Origin of the sequence: Reichenbachiella agariperforans (genome assembly GCF_900142205.1) — a bacterium.
Classification (GTDB): Bacteria; Bacteroidota; Bacteroidia; order Cytophagales; family Cyclobacteriaceae; genus Reichenbachiella; species Reichenbachiella agariperforans.
The window spans coordinates 1,169,864-1,192,202 of sequence record NZ_FRAA01000001.1; the positions used below are offsets into that span (position 1 = coordinate 1,169,864).

At 42.7% G+C, this 22,339-nt stretch carries 18 protein-coding genes; 11 read left to right on the plus strand and 7 right to left on the minus strand.

Going from position 1 to position 22,339, the window contains the following annotated elements:
* Positions 1 to 277 precede the first annotated feature (277 nt).
* The 7 genes from BUB99_RS04535 to BUB99_RS04565 all read left to right on the plus strand — a co-directional run bounded on the left by BUB99_RS04535 (position 278) and on the right by BUB99_RS04565 (position 8,278).
* Positions 278 to 706 carry a CsgE family curli-type amyloid fiber assembly protein gene (locus tag BUB99_RS04535; protein ID WP_073119775.1) on the plus strand — a complete coding sequence of 143 codons (429 nt, stop codon included), beginning with the start codon at positions 278 to 280 and terminating at the stop codon, positions 704 to 706.
* Between the two features lie 18 nt (positions 707 to 724).
* Positions 725 to 1,138, plus strand: a complete 414-nt coding sequence (locus tag BUB99_RS04540; protein ID WP_073119777.1) for a curli production assembly/transport component CsgF — start codon at positions 725 to 727, stop codon at positions 1,136 to 1,138.
* A gap of 51 nt (positions 1,139 to 1,189) precedes the next feature.
* Complete coding sequence (locus tag BUB99_RS04545) at positions 1,190 to 2,596, plus strand: CsgG/HfaB family protein (protein ID WP_073119778.1); 1,407 nt, start codon at positions 1,190 to 1,192, stop codon at positions 2,594 to 2,596.
* Positions 2,597 to 2,722: 126 nt separating this feature from the next.
* Positions 2,723 to 5,389: a hypothetical protein gene (locus BUB99_RS04550; RefSeq protein WP_084190344.1), complete on the plus strand. Its 2,667-nt coding sequence runs from the start codon at positions 2,723 to 2,725 to the stop codon at positions 5,387 to 5,389.
* Positions 5,390 to 5,392: 3 nt separating this feature from the next.
* Positions 5,393 to 5,899: a hypothetical protein gene (locus tag BUB99_RS04555; RefSeq protein ID WP_073119782.1), complete on the plus strand. Its 507-nt coding sequence runs from the start codon at positions 5,393 to 5,395 to the stop codon at positions 5,897 to 5,899.
* A 63-nt stretch (positions 5,900 to 5,962) separates the two neighbouring features.
* Positions 5,963 to 7,459 carry a carboxypeptidase regulatory-like domain-containing protein gene (locus tag BUB99_RS04560; RefSeq protein WP_084190345.1) on the plus strand — a complete coding sequence of 499 codons (1,497 nt, stop codon included), beginning with the start codon at positions 5,963 to 5,965 and terminating at the stop codon, positions 7,457 to 7,459.
* A 48-nt stretch (positions 7,460 to 7,507) separates the two neighbouring features.
* Positions 7,508 to 8,278, plus strand: a complete 771-nt coding sequence (locus tag BUB99_RS04565; protein ID WP_073119786.1) for a Rossmann-fold NAD(P)-binding domain-containing protein — start codon at positions 7,508 to 7,510, stop codon at positions 8,276 to 8,278.
* On the opposite strand, the gene BUB99_RS04570 is transcribed toward BUB99_RS04565, so the two are convergent.
* From BUB99_RS04570 to BUB99_RS04580, 3 genes are all read right to left on the minus strand, one after another.
* Complete coding sequence (locus BUB99_RS04570; RefSeq protein ID WP_073119788.1) at positions 8,275 to 8,958, minus strand: lysoplasmalogenase; 684 nt, start codon at positions 8,956 to 8,958, stop codon at positions 8,275 to 8,277. The two genes, BUB99_RS04565 and BUB99_RS04570, sit on opposite strands and share 4 nt — an antisense overlap.
* A 2-nt stretch (positions 8,959 to 8,960) precedes the next feature.
* Positions 8,961 to 10,139: an MFS transporter gene (locus BUB99_RS04575; RefSeq protein ID WP_073119790.1), complete on the minus strand. Its 1,179-nt coding sequence runs from the start codon at positions 10,137 to 10,139 to the stop codon at positions 8,961 to 8,963.
* A gap of 105 nt (positions 10,140 to 10,244) precedes the next feature.
* On the minus strand, positions 10,245 to 13,052 hold the full coding sequence (locus BUB99_RS04580; RefSeq protein WP_139280893.1) for a putative LPS assembly protein LptD: 2,808 nt from the start codon (positions 13,050 to 13,052) through the stop codon (positions 10,245 to 10,247).
* 75 nt (positions 13,053 to 13,127) lie between these two features.
* Between BUB99_RS04580 and BUB99_RS04585 the strand changes: the two genes are divergently transcribed.
* The 4 genes from BUB99_RS04585 (at position 13,128) to hemE (ending at position 17,544) form a co-directional block, all read left to right on the plus strand.
* A complete protein-coding gene (locus tag BUB99_RS04585) occupies positions 13,128 to 13,913 on the plus strand; it encodes an N-acetylmuramoyl-L-alanine amidase family protein (protein WP_073119793.1) in 786 nt (261 codons plus the stop codon).
* Between the two features lie 8 nt (positions 13,914 to 13,921).
* Positions 13,922 to 14,866, plus strand: coding sequence for an MlaD family protein (locus BUB99_RS04590; protein WP_073119795.1), 945 nt, complete (start codon positions 13,922 to 13,924; stop codon positions 14,864 to 14,866).
* A gap of 100 nt (positions 14,867 to 14,966) precedes the next feature.
* Positions 14,967 to 16,433, plus strand: coding sequence for a tetratricopeptide repeat protein (locus tag BUB99_RS04595; RefSeq protein ID WP_073119797.1), 1,467 nt, complete (start codon positions 14,967 to 14,969; stop codon positions 16,431 to 16,433).
* Between the two features lie 79 nt (positions 16,434 to 16,512).
* The gene (gene hemE / locus BUB99_RS04600) at positions 16,513 to 17,544 is read left to right on the plus strand and encodes a uroporphyrinogen decarboxylase (RefSeq protein WP_073119799.1); all 1,032 of its coding nucleotides are present in this window, start codon (positions 16,513 to 16,515) and stop codon (positions 17,542 to 17,544) included.
* Between the two features lie 6 nt (positions 17,545 to 17,550).
* On the opposite strand, the gene BUB99_RS04605 is transcribed toward hemE, so the two are convergent.
* From BUB99_RS04605 to BUB99_RS04620, 4 genes are all read right to left on the minus strand, one after another.
* On the minus strand, positions 17,551 to 19,788 hold the full coding sequence (locus BUB99_RS04605; protein ID WP_139280894.1) for a response regulator: 2,238 nt from the start codon (positions 19,786 to 19,788) through the stop codon (positions 17,551 to 17,553).
* Between the two features lie 238 nt (positions 19,789 to 20,026).
* The gene (locus tag BUB99_RS04610) at positions 20,027 to 21,220 is read right to left on the minus strand and encodes a pyridoxal phosphate-dependent aminotransferase (RefSeq protein WP_073119802.1); all 1,194 of its coding nucleotides are present in this window, start codon (positions 21,218 to 21,220) and stop codon (positions 20,027 to 20,029) included.
* Between the two features lie 152 nt (positions 21,221 to 21,372).
* Positions 21,373 to 21,990, minus strand: coding sequence for a recombination mediator RecR (recR, locus tag BUB99_RS04615; RefSeq protein ID WP_073119803.1), 618 nt, complete (start codon positions 21,988 to 21,990; stop codon positions 21,373 to 21,375).
* A gap of 9 nt (positions 21,991 to 21,999) precedes the next feature.
* A complete protein-coding gene (locus tag BUB99_RS04620; RefSeq protein WP_084190347.1) occupies positions 22,000 to 22,275 on the minus strand; it encodes an ATP-dependent Clp protease adaptor ClpS in 276 nt (91 codons plus the stop codon).
* Positions 22,276 to 22,339 lie beyond the last annotated feature (64 nt).

The following is a 22,339-nucleotide window of genomic DNA, read 5'->3' on the forward strand; positions in this document are numbered from 1 at the left end:
AAATACCTGTTTTCAGGGATGGGTGTCTATCAAACTGATTAAGAAGCTCGAAAAATCACGCAACCAATTCAATCATAAAACACTGTAAAACAATATTTTAACTAACAATTAACAGTTTCGAAACAAACACACTACAGGCTCACTAGGATATTTATACTATTACTATTCTAAGATTATATTTGACTTAACCACTCTCGACGTTTCAAGCCACACCCCTTATCACCTAGCCGCCTACTCTAAGCTTGATTAATACAATTTAACTTTCTACTTTCACTATATGAAAAACATTATAAAAATACACGTAAGTGTGTTTTTGATTGGGTTCTTTTTCAATGCTCAGGGCCAAGCTCAAGATGTATTTTCAGAAAGTGTTTTGATAGAGATTGATCAGTTGATCGTTGATGAAACCCTATCAAAAAGCGGTAGAGATTTTTACGACATGTTCTATACCAATTGGAACTGGCCAGACGTAGAAGATTCCTTTATCATCCATATTAAAGAGCGACCAGCAAGAAGTAATAGTACACAAGTACAAGTTTATGTAAACGAACTACTTGTATTCGAAAGTTTTTTACAACCAAGGCATGATTTTTTGGTTGAGCTTTCAGACCAGGCCAGCTATAACGCATACAATTATGTAATACAGTATCGAGAGGTACTGGAGCAACTCGAAGGAGATGACATGACTGGAACAGGCTTATTCTGAAAATAGAAAGATTATAAAATGAACCACCTAAACACCAAACTCACTATGCTGATCGGCATACTCTGGATGACTATGTCCGGACTACAGGCGCAAGACTTTGTCTACAAGCCTATCAACCCAGCATTCGGAGGAGATACTTTCAACTACAACTGGCTACTGAGCTCAGCTCAAGAACAAAATCAGCATCAAAACCAAAGTTCCTTGAGTGATACAGACCTTGATAATTTCGAAGAAAACCTCAACAGACAAGTCCTCAATTTACTCTCCCGTGAACTAACAGGTGACTTATTCGGTGAAAACGGATTAGAAAATGGCCTTTACAGTATAGGCTCCTTCGAAATAGAAGTATCATCCAACACCGATGGAATCAATGTATATGTAGTCAACACCAGTGATGGTAGCGAAACCCTAGTAACAGTCCCCTATTACTAATCAATATTCCTCAAAGCCAAAAACCTAAGAAATTCACTCTACACTAAACACATGATCAATCGCCTCATTATATATGGAATTGTTGCGACTATGGCTAGTTGTGCCCCACTGGTACATCAGCCTGTCAAAGTAACTCAGGCGGAGCAGGGAGAAGAAAGCGCACGCTACCAACATCTAACTAGCCTGCCAGTACCCAAAGAAAAAATCGTAGCGGCCGTCTATAAATTCAGAGACCAAACGGGGCAGTACAAAATGTCAGAAGTAGGCTCCAACTGGTCTACGGCTGTCACCCAAGGTGCTACTTCCATTTTGATCCGAACCATGGAAGAGTCAGGCTGGTTCGTACCGATAGAGAGAGAGGGACTACCTAACCTGCTAAACGAGCGAAAAATCATCCGCTCTAGCAGAGCCACCTATGGCAATCAAGACACACAAGGAGATCTTCTTCCACCATTATTGTACGCTGGTGTTCTGTTAGAGGGTGGTATCATTTCCTTTGACAGCAATGTCCTCACCGGGGGCATAGGTGCTAGATACTTGGGTATGAGTTCGTCTGGACAATACCGAGAAGATCGCGTCACAGTCTACTTAAGAGCTGTTTCTACCATCAATGGAAAAATCCTAAAGACTATCTACACCTCCAAAACCATTCTCTCCCAAAAAGTAGACATAGGCGTATTCAAGTTCGTCGCTCCACAAAAATTACTAGAAGCAGAAACTGGATTCACCTACAACGAACCCGCTGAAATGGCTGTGCGAGAAGCCATCGAGCAATCCGTCATTGGCCTCATCGTCGAAGGAATAGAAGAAGGAATTTGGGAAGCAGAATCCACCGAATTCGTAGACAACACTACCGTATCAGAATACAATCAGTCCAAATGGAGCGTACAACGCAGAGACCAGTTTGGTAGCATCACCAAAGAACGCAGAAGCAACTTCGGCATGAGTATCGGTGCTGGGGGCAACCAAATGTATGGAGACTACTACAAAAGAGAAGTGAAACCCAACGCCTATTTCGGACTCCAGTTCTTTAGCACCAACCCAGTCAGTATAGGTATAGACAGCTACTACGGACAGCTCGGCATCTCCGAAGCTTACGAATTCTACGCACTCACCAATAGCACTTCTATCACCTATAGAATGCTAAACGGCTATCGCGCTACGCCATACCTCAAAGTCGGCATAGGCGCTACTACTAACATGACAGATGACTACAGCATGCAGTTTCAAGTCACAGGGAATTTTGGGATCGAATACATGCTATCTGACCACATAGGTTTATTTGGTCAGTATAGCTATATCAATCTATTTGGAGACAGTTTTGACAACATAGAACAAGGAAAGTACAACGACTACATCATGGGCGGTCATATTGGACTTAACTTTTATTTGACACAAAGAAGAGAAAAAATCAATCGAAGAAATCGATCTAGCAAGAGTGAATCTTACAAAAGGTAGATCTGGTTTTGAGAGAGTATAGTAAGCAGCAATTATTCAGAATAATAGTAAAAGTAGATTTTCGACCAGCAACCCAGTGACAGACGGTCACTTCCAACTTGAATTTCTTAACTAAACTATATTTCTATGAACACAATGAAAAGTGTTGCAGCGTGCCTATTAGGTATGCTCACAATCTCTGCCTATGCGCAGAACAACAATTCTAATGTCTCTCAGTCCGGCAATTTCAATGCTACGACAGTGACACAATTAGGCAATTCGAATGATGCGTCTGTATTACAGGCGGGCAACTCTAACGAGTCTACGATTACGCAAGACGGAATCGGTACAAATGGGTCAACTAGCTCCGATAACGTAGCTAAACAAACCCAGAAAGGTAGTGATAACGCTGCTTCTATCCATCAAGGTGACTTCAAAGGTGATGCACCGAGCAACATGGACGTTCAAAATGGAGGCAAAGCAATTCAGCTGCAAGAAGGATCTGACAATGTAGCGACTATCAAAATGAGAAGCGGTACATGGGCTACAGGTGGAGAAGCAGTTCAAAAACAGTATGGCGATGACAACACCGCTACTTCTACCTCTTTCAACGCTGGTGCCAAGACCAATCAAGTGCAAAAAGGAACTGAAAACGTTTCGACTGTCACTTCTGCCAATGGCCCCAACAAGGGAAAGACCTACCAAGAAGGTGATCGAAACACTGCTACTGTGGGTATTTTCCGATCGGGAAGTATCGGTAGTGAAGGTGAAATCACTCAATCTGGATCAGACAATGATGGTACCATCAGAATCGAAGGAGCTGGAAGTTCAGCTAAAATCGATCAAAGTGGAGAGTGGAATGAAGCTGAAACTACTCAAAACGGCGATGGCAACAAGTCACTGGCAAAGCAATCAGGTGTGAGCAACAAAGCGCTTACTTCTCAAAACGGTAATGATAACGACGCTACGATCAAGCAGTCGGGAGATGATCAGCATGCTAGATTCTACGTTGGTGGTGACAACAACACCACGAATGCTACACAAGCGGGAGAAGAAAACTGGACAGCATCACAAGTATTCGGTGATGATAACAGTGTCAAAGTATCTCAGTCTGGTGTTGATAACGTAGCATCTGCTGAAGTACGCGGAGACGGAAACACTACAAAAATCACACAGTCTGGCACAGGAAATACCGTAGGTACTAAATGGTACGGTGATCCAGTAGGTGTACAGCAAACTGGTGATGACAATGCCGCTACGATCACGCAAAGTGGAGATAACAACAGTGCTTTGGTAGTTCAAGATGGTGATGACAATACAGCCACTACTTCGCAAATGGGCGAGGCTAACATCGCTTCTCAAACACAAGAAGGTGATCTAGGTAGCCTGAGCATCAACCAAAACGGAGTCTCGAACACCGCTACGCAAGTACAATACGGTGCAAGCAACAGTGCATCTGCTTCACAAAGTGGTGTGAGCAACAGTGCAACGCAGTCTCAGTATGGAGAAGACAACAGTTTGAAAATCAAACAGTCTGGTGACATGAATGTAGCTAGCCAAGATCAAATGGATCCTGGTACATCTGGAGACATCTCTGGCAACAGTGCGATCATCTCACAATCTGGATCAGAAAACCTAGCGGTACAGAGACAAGGCGGTCATGCCAACGATCACACTGCTGTAATCTCTCAGTCCGGATCTGAAAACGAAGCAAGACAAAACCAATGGACAAGAGGTGGTGATGCTAAAATCACACAAAGTGGTGACCTGAACCTCGCGACTCAGTCTCAAGCTGGTAATGAGCTAAGTGCAACGGCTAAGCAAGAAGGTGAAAGCAATACTTCTACGCAAGATCAAAGAGGAACGCACAACAGTGCATCTGTAAAGCAAGCAGGCGAATCTAACGTAGCGACGCAAACACAAAAAGGCGATTACTACAATGGATACAACACAGTCTCTATCAACCAAGAGGGTGTGAGCAATGAAGCAACTCAGTATACTGGCGAAACGGCTAATGATAACCTAGCTAGCATCAAGCAAACTGGAGACAGCAACATCGCTGACCAAGAACAAAATGGTCAAGATGGCTCGTTGAAAATCACTCAATCAGGCGAAGGCAATGACGCCACTCAATACCAAGAGGGTAACGCAAACACTGCTGTAGCGACGCAAGAAGGATCATTCAACATGGCTTCTCAGGAACAATACGGAGCTAGCTCTACCGCTAAAATTGCGCAAATAGGAACAGGCAACGACGCATGGCAAGTACAAGCAGGACTAGAAAATACTGCTAGAATCTCGCAAGATGGATCTTCTAACTGGGCTGCACAAGGGCAAGCTGGCAACTATAACACTGCGCTAATTAGCCAAGAAGGACAGTCTAACTATGCACTGCAAGCCCAAATCCTAGGGTCAAACAACGCTGCATCTATCGATCAAGTAGGAAATGGAAACAAAGCGCTGCAACTAGAGGTACTAGGTGATGACAACTCTGCCGTCATCAACCAAGACGGCAATCTTAACCTATCCGTACAAGGTCAATTAGGCAATGGCAACACGAGTATAGCTAACATTAACGGCACACTGAACAGCTCGATACAGGGACAAGCAGGTGACTACAACGTAGCAAAAGTAAATCAGTCTGGTATGGGTAACATGGCGATGCAAGTTCAAGTTGGCTCGGAGAACGAAGCATACACTACACAATCTGGAACGGGTAACATGGCGACTAGCTACCAGTCTGGTATGGGTAACGTGAGCATCATTACACAAGCAGGTGTAGCAAACTCAGCATTTGTAACACAAGGGAACTAATCCATGCAAATCTTAAGACTAGTTTGGTTATCCTTTATTTTATTGTTTTTTCTTGGGCATAGCTATGCCCAAGAAAACCCTCAAAGCCTGACTGTACAAGAGCTAAATGCAGAAAGTCTGCTGCTCAATGAGATCAATCAGCATGGAGGAAACAATTCAGTATATCTAAACCAGTTTGGCAGCTTTGATTATCAAATCAATCAAGCTGGCCTCTCCAACTCAATGCAAGCCTCCCAACAGGGAAATGGCAATACGCAAATGACGCAGAGGGGAAAAGACAACCAAATTTATATCAACACAGTTGGTGCCAATACCGAATTACAAATATTACAAAATGGCAAAGACAACAATATATCGCATTACAGTTATTACGGGACGGACAACTCTACTGAGTATATTCAGAATGGTGACAACAACAATGCGCTCTATATGAACTTCGGTGCTAGTAATCATAACATTGGTATCCAGCAGAAAGGAAACGAACTGAACGTCTCCGTAATCAGTAGATAATTTTCAATGTGCCTCGGGTAGCCGAGGCACATTTATTAACCCCTATACTCCACACTTACCCCAATGAAGATTACCCTGAAAACACACTCCTTCTTATTTTTAATCATCCCTATGTATCTCTTCTCTTCATGTAAAGAAGATACCATAGACTTTAAAGAAAAAGGCAGCATATCTGGCACAGTCCTCCAAGCTGGCACAGGCAACCCACTAGAAGGAGTAGAAATCACCACCGTTCCTTCATCCAGTGTACTATTTACCGATTCTTTGGGATTCTTTATTTTCCCAGAGGTAGAAACAGGTAACTATAGTGTCAGAGCCAATCTAAACAACTACAATACAGAAATATCTAGCATATCTGTTTTTTCCGACTCGGAAAGCTCTACCACGCTCACCATGAGTCCAGTAGCAGGTCTACTCGTCAGCTCTGCTAACCCTACCCCAGCAGACAATCAAGACAAAGTCAACGTAGAAGTCCAACTCAATTGGCAAAACATGAACGACTCCACCTTTGTGGTATCCTACGATGTAGAAGTCCTAGAGTCCAATTCCAGTACACCCTTCCTGCAAATCAGTGGGCTCACAGACACCCTTTTGGTGCTAGAAAATCTAAAATTCAGCACCCAATACTTTTGGCAAGTCAGTACCAAAAACAAAGAAGGAGAAATTCAATATAGCGAAGTATGGAAGTTCAAAACTATCCCCTTCCCTATCAATCAAATCCTATACACCTCTATCAGTAGTACTGGCAATCAAGAAGTTTTCTCCTCCGACATCAATGGCGACAGCCCTACCCGACTCACCTACAGTAGTCAAAACAAGTACAACCCACAGTACAATAGCAACCGAACCAAAATCGCCTACATTGGCAATGACGGGTTAGAAAACCACATCTACACCATCAACAACGAAGGGGACAAACTCACCAAGGTCACCTCCGTTCCAGTAGCATCCTACCATCAGAATGGTCGAGGCTATGCATGGTCTCCTGACAACTCCAAATTCGTCTACTGCCACTACAACAAACTTTACCAAATCAATGCGGATGGTAGCAATCTCACGACTCTGGCCACAGCTCCTGCCGATAGACATTTTCGAAGTGTAGACTGGAGCGAAAGTGCCAACAAAATAGTTGTGGAAACCGTCGGGGTGAACATCAACGATGGAGAAATCTACCTTATGAATACCAACGGATCATCCATGACCGAACTTATCGCCGACCAACCTGGTGTTCTAGAAAACCCTAGCTTTTCCATCGACGGCCTTCAGATTGTATTCACTCTAGATGTAGCGGGGCACGAAACACTGAGCGGACGAAAGCTCAATGCACAGATCGTCACCGTAGCACTCAGTGACCCTACAGAATGGACCTACCACGCCGTACTCAAGCCCAATGGCACCAACGATCTATACCCGAGGTATTCCTCCGATGGATCTTTGTTCATTTTCGTGAACCAAAAAAATGATGGCTCGGGTACTAGCAAAATATACACCCTTGACGTAGCGACTGGGCAAGACCGAGTTTTACTCCTAGACAATGCCACCATGCCCGACTGGTTATAAAGAATATTTTAGTGCTTCATATAATTCATCCTATGTTATCCTTGCAATATGAAAAGTATCAGCATACTAGGATGCGGTTGGTTAGGAACACCCTTGGCCGAGCACCTCTCGTCCAAGGGTTATTTAATCAAAGGCTCCACCACGACCCCCGAAAAGCTAGACAAACTAAAAAACCTCGGCATACAACCTTATTTGATTGACCGTTCCAAAGCAGAAGTAAAGATTGGTGACTTTTTCGATACTGATTTGATCATCATCAACATACCGCCACGCAATACTCCTGACGACCCTCAGTTTCATCACAAGATGATACAGTCCATTGTTACGCAGATTGACTTTACAAAGACCAAAATCATCTTCATCAGTTCGACAGCCGTCTATCCTAACCTCTCTGGTGAAGTTACAGAGTCAGACGCCAGCCATAACGCCTCCAGCCGAGGCGGTGTAGCACTACTAGAAATAGAAGATTTGATAGCGAATCCTGCTACGACCATACTACGATTTGGAGGACTATATGGGCCAGATCGACACCCTGGTAGATTTTTATCAAGCAAGACTCTAGGCGGAAAAACCAATCCTATAAATATGATTCACCTCGACGATTGTATTGGGGTCATTAATTCAATCATGGAACAAAACATCTGGGGAGAACGATTCAGTGTCTGCTCTCCCAGTCATCCGACCAAAGAGCAGTTCTATAACAAAGCATGTCAAGCGTTAGGCATTCCAACCCCCATTTTCACTGAAGAGGAAACGGACTACAAACTGGTCAATACCGACAAGCTTACAAACACCATTCGCTACGATTTTCAACACTAAGCATTGTAATGCTTCTGCAGGCCATTGATGATATTCCACTGAGCCAGTAGGTAGGTCGACATGACCCAGATTCCTGCGTTAGCCATAGGCATGTAAAATTTATTAAGTGCTAGAAGGGAGTCAGATAGCAAAAACAATATAGCACCAAAGATCACTTGGCTCACCCCCTGTTGACCCGACCGACCATTGCGATAGACAGCACTTAGTGCCATACCTATCAAAATCAAGGCATACACCGCTACAGGGATTTTGAATGCCCCGAGCGTTGGCCATAGTGCTGACATGAGTATGCCGTACACCGTCAAAAACGGAATCGCATACAGGCCTTTGGACAGCAAACTCGGACCTGCTACGCCTGACGCTACCGCTCCGCTAAACGAAACCATGTAAAACACATGAGCCACTGCAAAAGCACCTAAACCTATCATGAAGTAAATAGGCTGATCATACATCAACACAGAATCCCCAACAAAAGAAAAAACCAATGCCGCAGCTGCCCACAAAAACGAAGGCGTCAAACGGCCTGTCGTTCCCTGACGAAAATACACCAACAGTACGGGCATCAGTAGTGGTTTGGTAAAGTGCTGTAATTGCGGCACATCAAATATGCGTGTCAATAACTCCGCGATACACACGCCCACAAAAACATACTTAGCAATTTTTTGTCCCTTATTTTTCATCCTTATGCTTCATTAATAACAGGTAAATTACGCACTGTTCTTGAGAATAAATAAACAAAACCGACAGACACGACCGCCGCACAGCTATAAAAAATCATAGGAATATTCGAAAACTCATTGCCATAGATCCAGCCACCGAGCAACGCTCCACTACCTATTCCGATCTCTAGGAATATATACATGGTCGCCATCCCTCTCCCTCTATGATCTACATCGCTCAGGTCTATCGTCCATGCAAATATCGTCGGAGAACAAAGCCCTGCTCCCACACCGTACAATACACCTGTCGCTAAAAGCAACACGGAGGTATCGGCATTCGCCAAAAGCAATAAAGAGATGAAAATGATCGAACAGCCCAGTTTGAGAACCGGTACTCGCCCAAACTTATCAGAAGCTTTACCTGCCACTATCCTCACCATCAATGATGCTACCGTATAGTAGGTAAAGAACAGTCCACGGTTAGAAAGCGCCAGTTGATCACTGATGTCAGGCATTACCGTCAAGATCGCTCCAAAAGCAAATACAGACACCATCATCATAAAGGCAGGTGCAAAAACCTTAGGCTCGTATATCTCATTCTTTTGGATCACAAAATGATCCCACGACAACTTCTCCTTTTCCTTTAGTGTCTCTTTCATCCCCACCAAAATCAACACTGATAATACTGCAGCAAAAGAGGATGCATAGAACATCACGTCCAACGAAAACTGCTGTGCGATCACAGGGCCTATCGCTGGCCCCATCGCCATCCCAACCGTACCAAAGAAACCCAAAACACCCATCGCTTCTCCTCGCCTATTCGCAGGAATAATATCCGCCACATAAGCCGAAGTACCGGTAGGTTTAAATCCCGTCGAAAAACCGTGAAACAATCGCAACAATAAAAATGCCCAAACACTACCTGCCAGCGGATACATCAGACCCGCTACTCCACAGACCAAAGCACCTACAATCATCACAGGGACACGCCCTACTCTATCGGCGAGTTTTCCACTAAAGGGTCTAGAGAGCCCAGCCGTCACGGTAAACAGTGCTATGATTAATCCTTTGTACGCCCCTCCGCCCATACTCGATAGGTGCGATGGCAACTCAGGAATAATCATGTTGAAACTACCGAAAAAAAGCAGACCACTCAGGCAGAGCAGACCAAATTGAAAGGAATAGATTGAGTTGTTGTTCATCGTCGCAAAACTACACCTAGATAGACTATGTCTTCAGGATAGAGATTTGAAATAACTGTAATTTGGGCGACATTATTCTAAACCACTATAACTGTATCAACTCTGCTAGAAGCTCGTATAAGCAGACTGGCTTCTGCGATCTAGTTTCAGATCTTTGAGGAGCTGAGAATTAACTGCTATCCTGACGTAGTAGGACTGACGTGGACCGAATGGCACCCAGTTGAAACTAAGATTCCAGCAGTGTAGATCTCTACTGACGTTAATCCTTGTCACTGTAAATTCCTTTTCCTCCAGATCATAACCAGAGTTAAAATTGATCCGAGTCTTGTCTGTGATACTCAGTGATCCATTGAAATTCAACGTCTGAGTAATGATAAAATCTTCAAAACCTGTTTTTCGATAATTGAGCGAATAATTCACATTCAAACTCCATGGCACATCAAATGGCACATACATATTTGGATCATAAGAGATAAAATCATCCACATTGCCCGCTTCGAAATTCTCATCCTCATTGAACATCCCACTATTATTCCCAAATGGATCATTTGCATTCGGGTCTTGAGCGGGGTCTTTACCATTAGATTTAGCGCTCTTAGGTTGTAGTTTCAAACCCACCGACATACTCGTTCGCGTCATCTGCCCTAGACCCTGCCCGTTGTTCCAGGCGAACTTATCGATCTGTCTCTGATGATATGTCTCACCACTAGTAGTCTCTTGCACACTATCTAAGACATACACATAAGGGTCGATCGTCCCACTAAGACTCACATACATGGCTCCCTTAAAAAAAGAAGTCCTCGCATTCCAGTTGATATCACTTAGATTAAACGAATCAGCTAGAAAATTGTAAGCAGACGACAAAGACAGATTGTCGAATATTTTGATTTTTCTATACTCCTCGACCGAATCGACCTTGGATTTCACTTTCATCTCTAGGTTGTTATTGAGAGAGAAAGAGACACTGGCACTCTCTCCACTAGCTGGACCTCCATAGGCAAAACCCTCATATTTAGATAGTCTACGTGTGTTTCCCTCTTCATCAATTTGCACATCTCGATAAGTCCCTTTAGAGGGATCCCCAAAATCAGGACTATAGCTAAAGCCTACATTTGGTGTCATCACATGACGTATCGCCTTGATTTTATCACTCCTAAAATTGTACATACCATACAAACGCGTCGACATGGATGCTCCAGAACTCCACCATCCCGCCCTAGAAAACTGACTCAATGTATCAACTTGTACCCCCTCCAAAACAGGGTCATACTCGTACTTGAGTTCATTAGGGTACCACACCTCAGTATAGTTAAAACTCGGACTGACCGTAAAATACTTCAGCATGTTAAAAGAAGTAGAGACAGGGATTTGATGCCTAGCCCCCATTTTTGCTCGACTAAATAGCAATGGAAAATTATCACTGTTAAAACTTAAAATTTCATCAGAGGCGACGTTAGAATTCACCACATAACTCGGAATAGAGACTGGAGAATTGCTCATCTCATTTTTAGCAGATAGCCTATAGGTAAATCCGAGTTTTCCGAGTGCATTGTTTTTCCAATTCCCTACATTCTTAAATGGTTGAATTCTAGAGGCATTGAAACTAATTTCTGGCAAAGTAACACTGGCGACTCCTGTACTTATGTTTTGACTTTGTCGTGCGTTTACAGTCAGGTTAAAAGGCGTTCCTTGAAAGGTCTTAGAGTAAGAAATATTAGAGTTGAATTGAGCATTGATACTATTGGTATAGTCATAGCCCACATTGTTGGCATTGGCACTATAGGTAGTCGTACCTCCAGACACAGAAGCCGAAAACCGAGAAGTACCATAAGACTGTGGAGAATGACTCCAATTGACCCATACATCCTTCGAAAAAGAATCATCTTCGAAAGTAGGACTCACTGTCTTATTGTACCGCACTCCTAGATTACCCGAGTAGCGGTAGCGTTTCTTATAGGTAGAAGCACCGTTCAGCCCATAGCTACCATTCGTGTAGATATCACCAGTCAATTTGAGATCAACATACTCACTGATATCAAAATAATATCCACCACCCCTCACAAAGAAGCCTCGATTGTTGTCCTCCCCATAACTAGGAAATATAATCCCAGAAGCCTTCTCCCTAGGAGATGGAAACATCCCAAACGGAAAACCAATGGGCGTAGGAATCTCCCCAAAATAGATATTGAAAGGACCCGACAGTACCCTGTCATTAGGTATCACTTTCAGTTTTTTTGCCTTGATATAGTAGTGAGGGTGCTCCAGATTACAGGTGGTATATTTGGCATCACGGATAAACATCTCATCACGCTCGTTCTTCTTGACTCGTTCTCCGTGCATAAAGGCGCCATCTTGCTCTGTGATGATCCCGTTGATCAAAGCCTTTTTGGTCTTGAAGTTATAGATCATGTCATCTGTGACATAGCTATCGCTCCCTTCGGTAAAAACTGGTTTCCCTACTTTCTTACCTGCTGAGTCCAATACATAATTGGCCTGTATCGTATTGCCCACCCAGTCCATCTCTACCCGCTCACCAGTCAAGCCTATATTTCCATACTCGATACTTCCCTCTCCATATAGGTACATTTTTTGATTGGTCAGATCAAAATAAATCGAATCCTTGGCTTTGTAGTCCACAGTAGTCTCGACGGCATTCTTAGTTTTCTTCTTGGGCACTAGTGTAGAGTCTCCTTGGAGGATAGGAGAATCAGGGCTCAAAAGCGATATGATAGAATCTGGTAAAAAAGAGCGATATTCCGCATAGGAATTTAGAGAATCGATATACCCGTTTTGGATCAGAAAAGTCACTTTATCAAGGACTTCTGCTGTATCGATTTCAACATTTTGAGAGAACCCTTTTGCCCCTGCTACGATGAATAAAAAGCATAAAAACAGGCGTTTTATATTGGGCACTAGGATTTTCAGTTTCAATTAAAAATATACATTTTTGTACAAAAATATCGCCAATAAAGTTCTAAACAACTCTTGATGAAAAATATTTTAGTTATTGTCTTCTTTGCGCTTGGCATATTATTCGCCTCTTTTAACAATACAGGGGTTAAGGATTATAAGGTCAAAAAAATCGTCATAGACGCAGGCCACGGTGGAAAAGATCAAGGCACCTCTGGTGACTTTTCTCTAGAAAAAGATATCGCACTGAGCATCGCGCTAGAGACGGGCAAGATAATCAACGAATACTTACCAGATGTAGAAGTTATATATACTCGTGCAGACGACAGTTTCCCGACACTTTACGAACGAGCAGACTTAGCTAATAACAACCACGCAGATCTCTTTATCTCTATTCATTGTAATTCTGCACCCTACAGCGAAACCGTCCATGGTACAGAAACCTATATCATGGGGTTACACAAATCGGATGAAAACTTCGAAGTAGCGATGCGGGAGAACTCCGTAATTACCATGGAAGATAATGCCGAAGCGCACTACGAAGGTTTCGATCCCAACTCTCCAGAGTCCTACATCCTATTCTCTCTATATCAGAGTGCCTACCAATCCAACAGCCTCGAATTAGCTCAAAATGTGGAAGACCAATTCAAAAACCGAGTAGGTCGTAGGAGTCGTGGTGTGAAATCTGCTGGATTTTTAGTACTTTGGAAAACCAGTATGCCGAGCATATTGATAGAAACAGGTTTCCTCAGTAATGCAAAAGAAGAAAAAGACCTCAACGATAAACTTCAACAAACGTATATTGCATCAGGAATCTTTAGAGCATTTAGAGATTACAAAAACGAACTAGAATCAAAAAATTAATCCCAACTGTGACCAAAGAGCTAAAAGTCGGTCTATTCACCGCTATTTCAGGAGCAATATTGTATTTCGGTTTCAACTTTCTAAAGGGCGTCAACTTCTTTAGCAACACGCAACAATTCTATGCCATCTATGAAAACATCGATGGGCTCAACGTGTCCAATCCTGTCATTGTCAACGGCTTTGCTGTCGGACGAGTCAGTGGGATAGAAATTCTCCAAAACCAAAACAACAAAATCATAGTCGAAATTGACATCAAAGGCAATTTGACCGTGGGCAAAGGTTCCTCTGCAGTGCTGATGAATAGCGATTTTCTAGGTAGCAAATCGATTCTTTTGGACATCAAAAACATCGCCCAACCACTAGAAAGTGGCGACACCATACAAGGAGAAGTCGACTTAGGACTGGCAGCTATCCTCAACAGTGCCGAACCTATCACCGAAGACATTGGAGTCATGATCAGTAACCTCAGTGAGGTGATGGCTGGAATGAAAGGAACAGGAGAACAAATCAAAAGCACCCTAAGAAACCTAGATGTCACCGTGTCTAATGTCAATACGCTGGTTGTCGAAAACAACAATCATCTAAGAAGAACCTTTGATAACCTCAACGGGCTACTCAAAAATGTAGACACGAAAATTTCTCAACTTGGACCTTTGATGAGTTCTGCAGATAGCACACTAAACAAGATCAACAGATTGGAATTAGAAAAAGCTGTCAACAGTCTCAACATGACACTATCACAACTCGAAACGACCGTCACAGACCTAAACAATGGCAAAGGTTCTTTAGGGAAACTACTCAACGAAGACTCCCTATACACCAATTTGAATCAGGCGATACTCGACCTAGATGAGCTACTCATACATTTCGATGACAACCCAAAACACTTCTTAGGCCCACTAGGACAGTCATCTAAGAAAATAGCAAGAGACCGTGAAAAATCGTCTGAATAAAACCAGAAGATTTTTCGATATGACGCACTTCATTTTGAGTCACAAAGCTTTTGTATGACGAATTTATCTCCTAATTTGAGATAAATTCGTCATACCCAATATGTCTTCACTAATTGCGTGCCTGTTCTTATTGATCAGCGGTTTCATAGACCTTCATGCCCCAGTATCACAAAGTGACAGCTTGCAAATCCAATTAGACACAACCACCATCCCTCAGCAAAAAGCAAGCGTCTTATTAACTTTAGCGCGGACTCAACAAGAAAGCAACCCTCAACTGGCCATTCAACACTACGAAGAAGTTCTGCTACTGGCCCAAGAAATGGGGGACAACAACCTCATCGTGTCAACTTACAATGAGATAGGTGCAGCATGGTATTTTGATGGTGATTTGCAAAACTCTATGAAGTACTACTTTATGGCGCTCGATGGGTTAAAAGATATCGAAAGTAACTATAGTCAGTTCTGCAAAATCTACAACAACATTGCTTGGAACTTTCAGAAGCAAAAGGACTTTATCAGAGCACTAGACTACTACAATATGAGCGAAGAGTATTGTCGGCGTTCTAGTCAATCCGCCTATGTAGCACACATACTCAACAACAAAGGAGTCGTCTACAAAGATCTAAAACAATATGACAAAGCTCTTTCCCTTCTCCAACAATCCTTAGAAATCAATCGCCAGAATGAAGACATCAAAAAAGAGCTATTCAACATCAACAACATTGGTGTCATCTATTTGGAACTAGGTAATTACAAAGAAGCCGACCAGTACTTCCTTGAAGCCCTAAGAAGCAATATGGAACGAAATGATCACTACGAAGCGACCCATAATATGACAAATTTAGGCCAGTCCTACTATCTACAAGGAAGATACAAAGAAGCCGAAGATACCCTAAAACATGCCCTAAAACTATCCGAAGTAAACCGATCTACAGACCAAAAACACGAAGCACTGGACTACCTCTACCAGGTCAAACGAGAACAAAAAGACTACAAAGAAGCCCTCACTTACTACACTCAATACCATGCACTAGAGGACAGCCTCTATAAACATGGACAATATACCGATCTCATAGAACTAGAAGCCAAATACAAAGTGGCACAAAAGGAACGAGTCATCCAAGAGTCAAATAACCAATTGCTAAGGCAGCGCTATCTCAATACAATGTTTTTATCTGCGCTAATATTCGCGCTACTACTGATAGGAGTATTGATATGGATATATAGTACAAAAAAACGAAACGAAAGAAAACTCATTTCGCTCAACAAAGAGATCGATGCTCAGAACGAAAAAATACAATCCATCAACCATAATCTAGAACAAACCATAAACAAACGAACCAAGCAGATCCAAGAACAAAACAATCAACTCAGAGAGTTCGCATTTATGAACTCTCACAACATACGCAGGCCTCTATCCAACGTCCTCGGTCTACTCGCCCTTCTGGAAGACGAAAACGATCCCGAAAAAATCAAAGAGCTCGTTTTTCTAGCCAACCAAACTGCCTCTGAGATGGATCAAATCATCCAAGACGTCAACATCCAACTGAAAGAAGGCGAACTATAAATTCCCTAACATTAGTCTGCACTCAGACTACCGCTAGTCTACTTTGCAATGTATATTTGCAGCAAAAACAGCATAGCATATGACGCTTCACAATGACTTATTGATTCGTGCCGCCAAAGGTGAAAAAATAGAACGTGTACCCGTATGGCTGATGAGGCAAGCCGGCCGTATACTTCCCGAATATCGAAAAGTCCGAAATAGCGTCAGTGGTTTTATCGAACTAGCTAAGACACCTGAGCTAGCCGCAGAGGTCACGATACAACCTGTCGATCTATTAGGGGTAGATGCCGCCATTATCTTCTCGGACATTCTAGTTATCCCAGAAGCCATGGGACTACCCTATCAGATGATAGAAAAACAAGGCCCTTGGTTCGAAAATACCATTCAATCGGCCAAAGATCTCTCTAAAGTCCGCATTGCCAGCCCAGAGGAAGACCTATCCTATGTACTAGATGCGATCAAAATTGCAAAAAAAGAACTCAACGGCCGTGTGCCTTTAATCGGATTTGCAGGAGCTCCATGGACTATCTTCTCCTACATGGTAGAGGGAGCAGGCAGCAAGACCTTCTCCAAAGCAAAAAAGATGCTCTACGCAGAACCAGAGCTATCCCACCAACTCCTAGACATGATCACTAACAGCACGATACTATACCTCAAAGCACAGATCAAGGCAGGAGCAGACCTAATTCAAATCTTTGACTCATGGGCAGGTATATTATCTCCAGATCAGTATGATACATTTGGACTGAAGTACATCAGCAAAATCTGTGATGCCATAGACGAAGTGCCCATCACAGTCTTTGCAAAAGGAGCATTTTTCGCACGAAAACGCATGAATGAGCTCAAATGTGAAACTATCGGACTGGATTGGAACATGAGCATCTCAGCCTCTAGAAGATTGATTGGAGACAACAAGACATTGCAGGGAAACCTTGATCCATGCGTGCTATACAGCTCTGATCAGGAGATTGAAAAACACACGATCCAAATGCTTGAAGACTTTGGAGGACACAGGCACATCGCTAATTTAGGCCATGGCGTATATCCAGATATCTCTCCAGAGAAAGTAAAGGTCTTCATCGAGACCGTAAAAAACTGGAGAGCTAGTTAAGTGCGATTAGAGTCGCTTGACTCTACTTCTCTCTATGTGTCCTACTATTTTATTGTAAAGATCCTCGGGTTCGAATGGTTTCGTAATGAAATCATTCATCCCGCATTCGTAGACTTTATCTCCCACGTCGAGCATCACCGATGCAGTCAGTGCTAAGATAGGCGTTTCAAGACCACCCTTTCGCAGCTCTCTAGACGCAGTATATCCATCCATTACTGGCATCTGGAGATCCATCAGTATCAAATCATATTTGACGGTCGCAGTCTTTTCTAATGATTCACGACCATTCTCTGCAACATCTACATCGATATCCCATCTCGACAGAAACTTCTTCGCCACCATCACATTTACTGGATTATCCTCCACCAAGAGAATTTTCTTACCCTTGAGTTGATTCTTCTCTTCACTAATCTTCTCGGTCACTTTCTCTTGAATTTCACTGATTTGAAATGTCTGGGTAAAATAAAATCTCGACCCCTGCCCTTCAGTACTAAACACATTGATTTTGATATTTTGCAGATCCAAAATACGCTTGGTTATAGACAATCCTAGTCCCGTCCCGCCGTACTGTCTCGTCGTAGAGGTCGATGCCTGAGAAAAACTATCAAATATCTCTACCTGCTTATCTTTTGGAATTCCTATCCCCGAATCTTCTACGGTAAATTTGATAGACACCCGTTTCTTTGTCAACATGATTTTGGTTAAACTAAGGGTTACTCCTCCTTCGTTCGTGAACTTGATGGCATTTCCGATGAGGTTGGTCAGAATCTGGCTCATTCTCAATCCATCACAGAGAATGTACTTAGGTATCTCATCATCTTGAATCATGTTCAGGTAGATATTCTTCTCACGTGCCTTAGGTTCCTGTGCCTTGACGATATTTTTGCACACCTCGACAATATTAGTATCTATGTATTCGAACTCAATCTTCCCAGCATCCAACTTACTATAGTCTAACACATCATTGATCAATATATGTAGGTGCTCTGCCGAAAATTTCAAAGTCTTTAGGTCATCTACGTGTTCCTCCTTTGGATCGTCCCCGATCAGATAATTGGTCAACCCGATGACAGCATTGAGTGGCGTACGTATCTCATGAGAAATCATGGACAAAAAGTCGGATTGAGATTTAGCTGCTGATTCAGCCTTTTCCTTGGCCAACTCGATCTTGCGGTTATACTTATAAAACAGGATGATAGATTGGATAAAAAAGAATTGCTGAAACCCTAAAAAGTAAAACATCAGCGACATTTCCAAATACCCAAAATACTCCAATATACGCGTCCCTATCACAAAAAACAGGATAGAAGAAGAGATCAAAGACAGTTTAGCCCCTTCCCTCTGCCTGAATACTGCCAAGACATAGGTCCCAAACATATAGGCAAAGCAGAACAAGACAAACACAAAAAACGGTGTAGCCAATTCACTAAATATCCTAACGGGAAAAAACAAGGCCACTAACACACTCGCACCACAAAACACGGAGGTAAAAAACATAAATATCCGTGAGGTTTCTTTCTGATAAAGATGATAGGAATAGAAAGAAAAAGACCAAGCAGACAAAAACATGGTTATATATTCCAGTTTTAGTGTCACCAACCAAGGCACAGTTGGCATCAGAGAATGAAAAGTATAATTACCAGTCCCTATCGTTTGATAACTATAAAACAAACAAAACAGCGAGTAGAAAAAAATGGGTTTCTCGTGTCTACCGAATGAAAACAACACCATGAAGAATAACCCTACAAAAAACAAACTAGCCGCCATGATCAAATCATTCGCCTCCTCTCTTCTGTTTTGGGTCTGCATGATGACTTTCTCTCCCAACTCTATGGGTTCAAAAGCTCCTCCCCGTGAGTGATCGAAATTCGAAATCTGCAGGACTATGTCCAGCGTATCATTGGTGATTTTTAAATCTCTGGTGATTAACTCCCAGTGCGGATTAGATGTCGTCTCACTCTTACCTACCTGACCATTCGCTGCGATGAATTCGCCGTTGATAAATAAAATATATGCACTGTAAAAGTGAGGAATCGATATGGCTAACTCTGGTGTGACTGAATTAAGAATCACACGAACTCTTTGCGTAGCAAATCCTGATGGCTCGATGATTCGTCCTGCGACGGTATCTCTTTTCCATAGCTTCGGAAAAAGTCGATAAACAGGATCTATCTGAGATGAATCAAAAGCACTCGGGAAGATCAGTTTATTCCAATAAAACTCCCACTCACCTTTCAGCTTCAAGGGCGCATTGTTTTGGAATTCCCAATCACGGAGATCAAGTATGCCTTGCTTTACTTCTGGCTGATCTTTTGCGACAGCAAGAGATGCCGTACAGAGGCAAAAAATAAAGAGGGTAAAAATTAGGTGGTTAACTCTCAATCTGACTTCTAACGTTAGTGTTATGGGATAAAACTAATGAAATCAGGCGATAATAAAATAAATAGAGGAGTGAAAGAACTCCACTCCTCTATCAAAATGATTATTTCAACTTAGCAGCAGCTTCTTTGACACGGCTAATCGCAGTTCTTAAATCCTCTTCTGACGCAGCATAAGACAGTCTCAAACAGTCTGGATCACCAAAAGCCTCTCCAGTTACGAGCGACACATGTGCTACTTCCAGCATATATAGACAGAAATCAGACGCATTGTTGATCGTCACATTACCATCAGACTTACCAAAGTAATCACTCACATCTGGAAAGAAGTAAAATGCTCCTTGTGGCATATTGACCTTGAACCCTGGGATATCACTCAATAGACCATGAACCAACTCTCTACGTCTACCATACTCCTCTGTCATCGCCTTGGTAGGCGCGAGATCAGTCGTCAGTGCAGTATAGGTAGCGCGCTGTGCAATAGAACTATTGGCTGATGTCAATTGTCCTTGAATCTTGTTACATGCCTTGGCCAACCAAGTCGGCGCTCCGATATATCCTACTCTCCATCCAGTCATCGCAAAGCCCTTTGCGACACCATTGACAGTTACCGTTTTGTCTTGCATCCCGTCGATCGCTCCGATACTCGCATGTCCTCCAGAGAAGTTGATGTGCTCGTAGATCTCATCTGAAATCACGATGATATCATGAGGTTTCAATACCTCAGCGATCGCTTCCAATTCTTCTTTGGTAAACACCGAACCTGTCGGATTACAAGGAGAGGAGAAAATCATTGCTTTGGTTTTGTCTGTAATCGCTGCTTTGACTTGCTCAGCAGTAGCTTTAAAATCGTTTTCAATACCCCCTTTGACCAGCACTGGCGTACCTTCTGCTAATTCGATAAGCGCCGTATAACTCACCCAAAACGGAGACAATACGATCACTTCATCACCTGGATTCAGTATAGACAAAAATACATTGGCGATAGACTGCTTCGCTCCGTTAGACACGACGATTTGGTCTGGAGAATAAGTCAATCCATTTTCTTTCTTGAATTTGTCAGAGATGGCCTCTCTCAGGTCAGCATAACCATTGACGGGTGGGTAGGCAAAGTATTTTTCTGAATCGATCGCTTCTTTAGCACCTTCTTGGATATGTTTAGGTGTTTTGAAATCTGGCTCACCCAGACTCAGGCTAATCACATCGATACCTTTGGCTTTGAATTCTCTAGCTTTGGCTGCCATCGCTAAAGTGGCAGACTCTGCCATATTCTTAATTCTGTTTGAAACTTGTTCCATGTCTTGTCTTCGATCTATAATTTGGTGTGCAAAACTAGACAAGCTTTGCACAAGGTAGAAGTGATTGAGTTTTAAAATTTTAACAGTCTGGTTAAAGTTTGTTCAAATACACTTAACAAGAAATCAATTAGTAGACTGGAGTAGTTCTCAGATCAAAAACCACCGTTCGAATAAGCCGTCCGTGTCACGATACTTCGTCCCAGTGTCACCTCATCGGCATACTCTAACTCTCCACCTATTGGGATTCCTCTGGCAATTGTAGAGATAGTCACACCAAGGTTTTCTAATTTTCTGGAAATGTAAAAAGAAGTAGTATCACCCTCCATCGTAGCACTGAGTGCCAATATAACCTCCTTTACCTCTCCTTCAGAAGCTTGGATACGGGTGGTTAACGAATCAATATGCAAATCCTCTGGTCCTATCCCTTCGATGGGTGATATCACTCCCCCCAATACATGAAAAGTCCCTTTGTACTGCCCTGTGCTACGTATCGCTAGCATATCAGGCGTATCTACGACAACACAGATCACAGAGGGATCGGTGTTGATCGTGCGGCAGGTGCAGTCAGTCGTATGGGAGATCACATGGCAAGTGCCACAGTATTGGGTCTCTTTGCGTAGTCTCAGCAGAGACTCTGATAAATTCTCGGTGGCAGATTCCTTCTCCTTGAGCAAATGCAATGCTAGACGCAGTGCGGTCTTCTTACCAATACCTGGGAGCTTAGAGATCTCTCTAACCGCCTCCTCTATAAGTTCGCTCGGAAATTCCATCTCCGCAAGTTATACAATCGACGCATTGATGCCTTCATCTAGAATAGCTTCCTTCATTGGTTTCAGCGCTTTGTAGGTCCCTTTTTTCACTTCACACTTCCCGTTAAAATGAATAATATAGGTACACTGTTCGGCTTGTATTCTTTCATGCTTACAGACTTTGATCAGAATATCAATCACGTGATCAAAAGAATTGACGTCATCATTGAACACAACTAAGCCCTTTGCTTCGTCTTCTTTTTCTTCGATTAATACGATCTCTTCTTCTTCAAACTGCCAAGACATAACTTTTTGATTAATTTTTACGATCACAAAATTAGAATAAAGACAATAAACTCTAAATTTATTC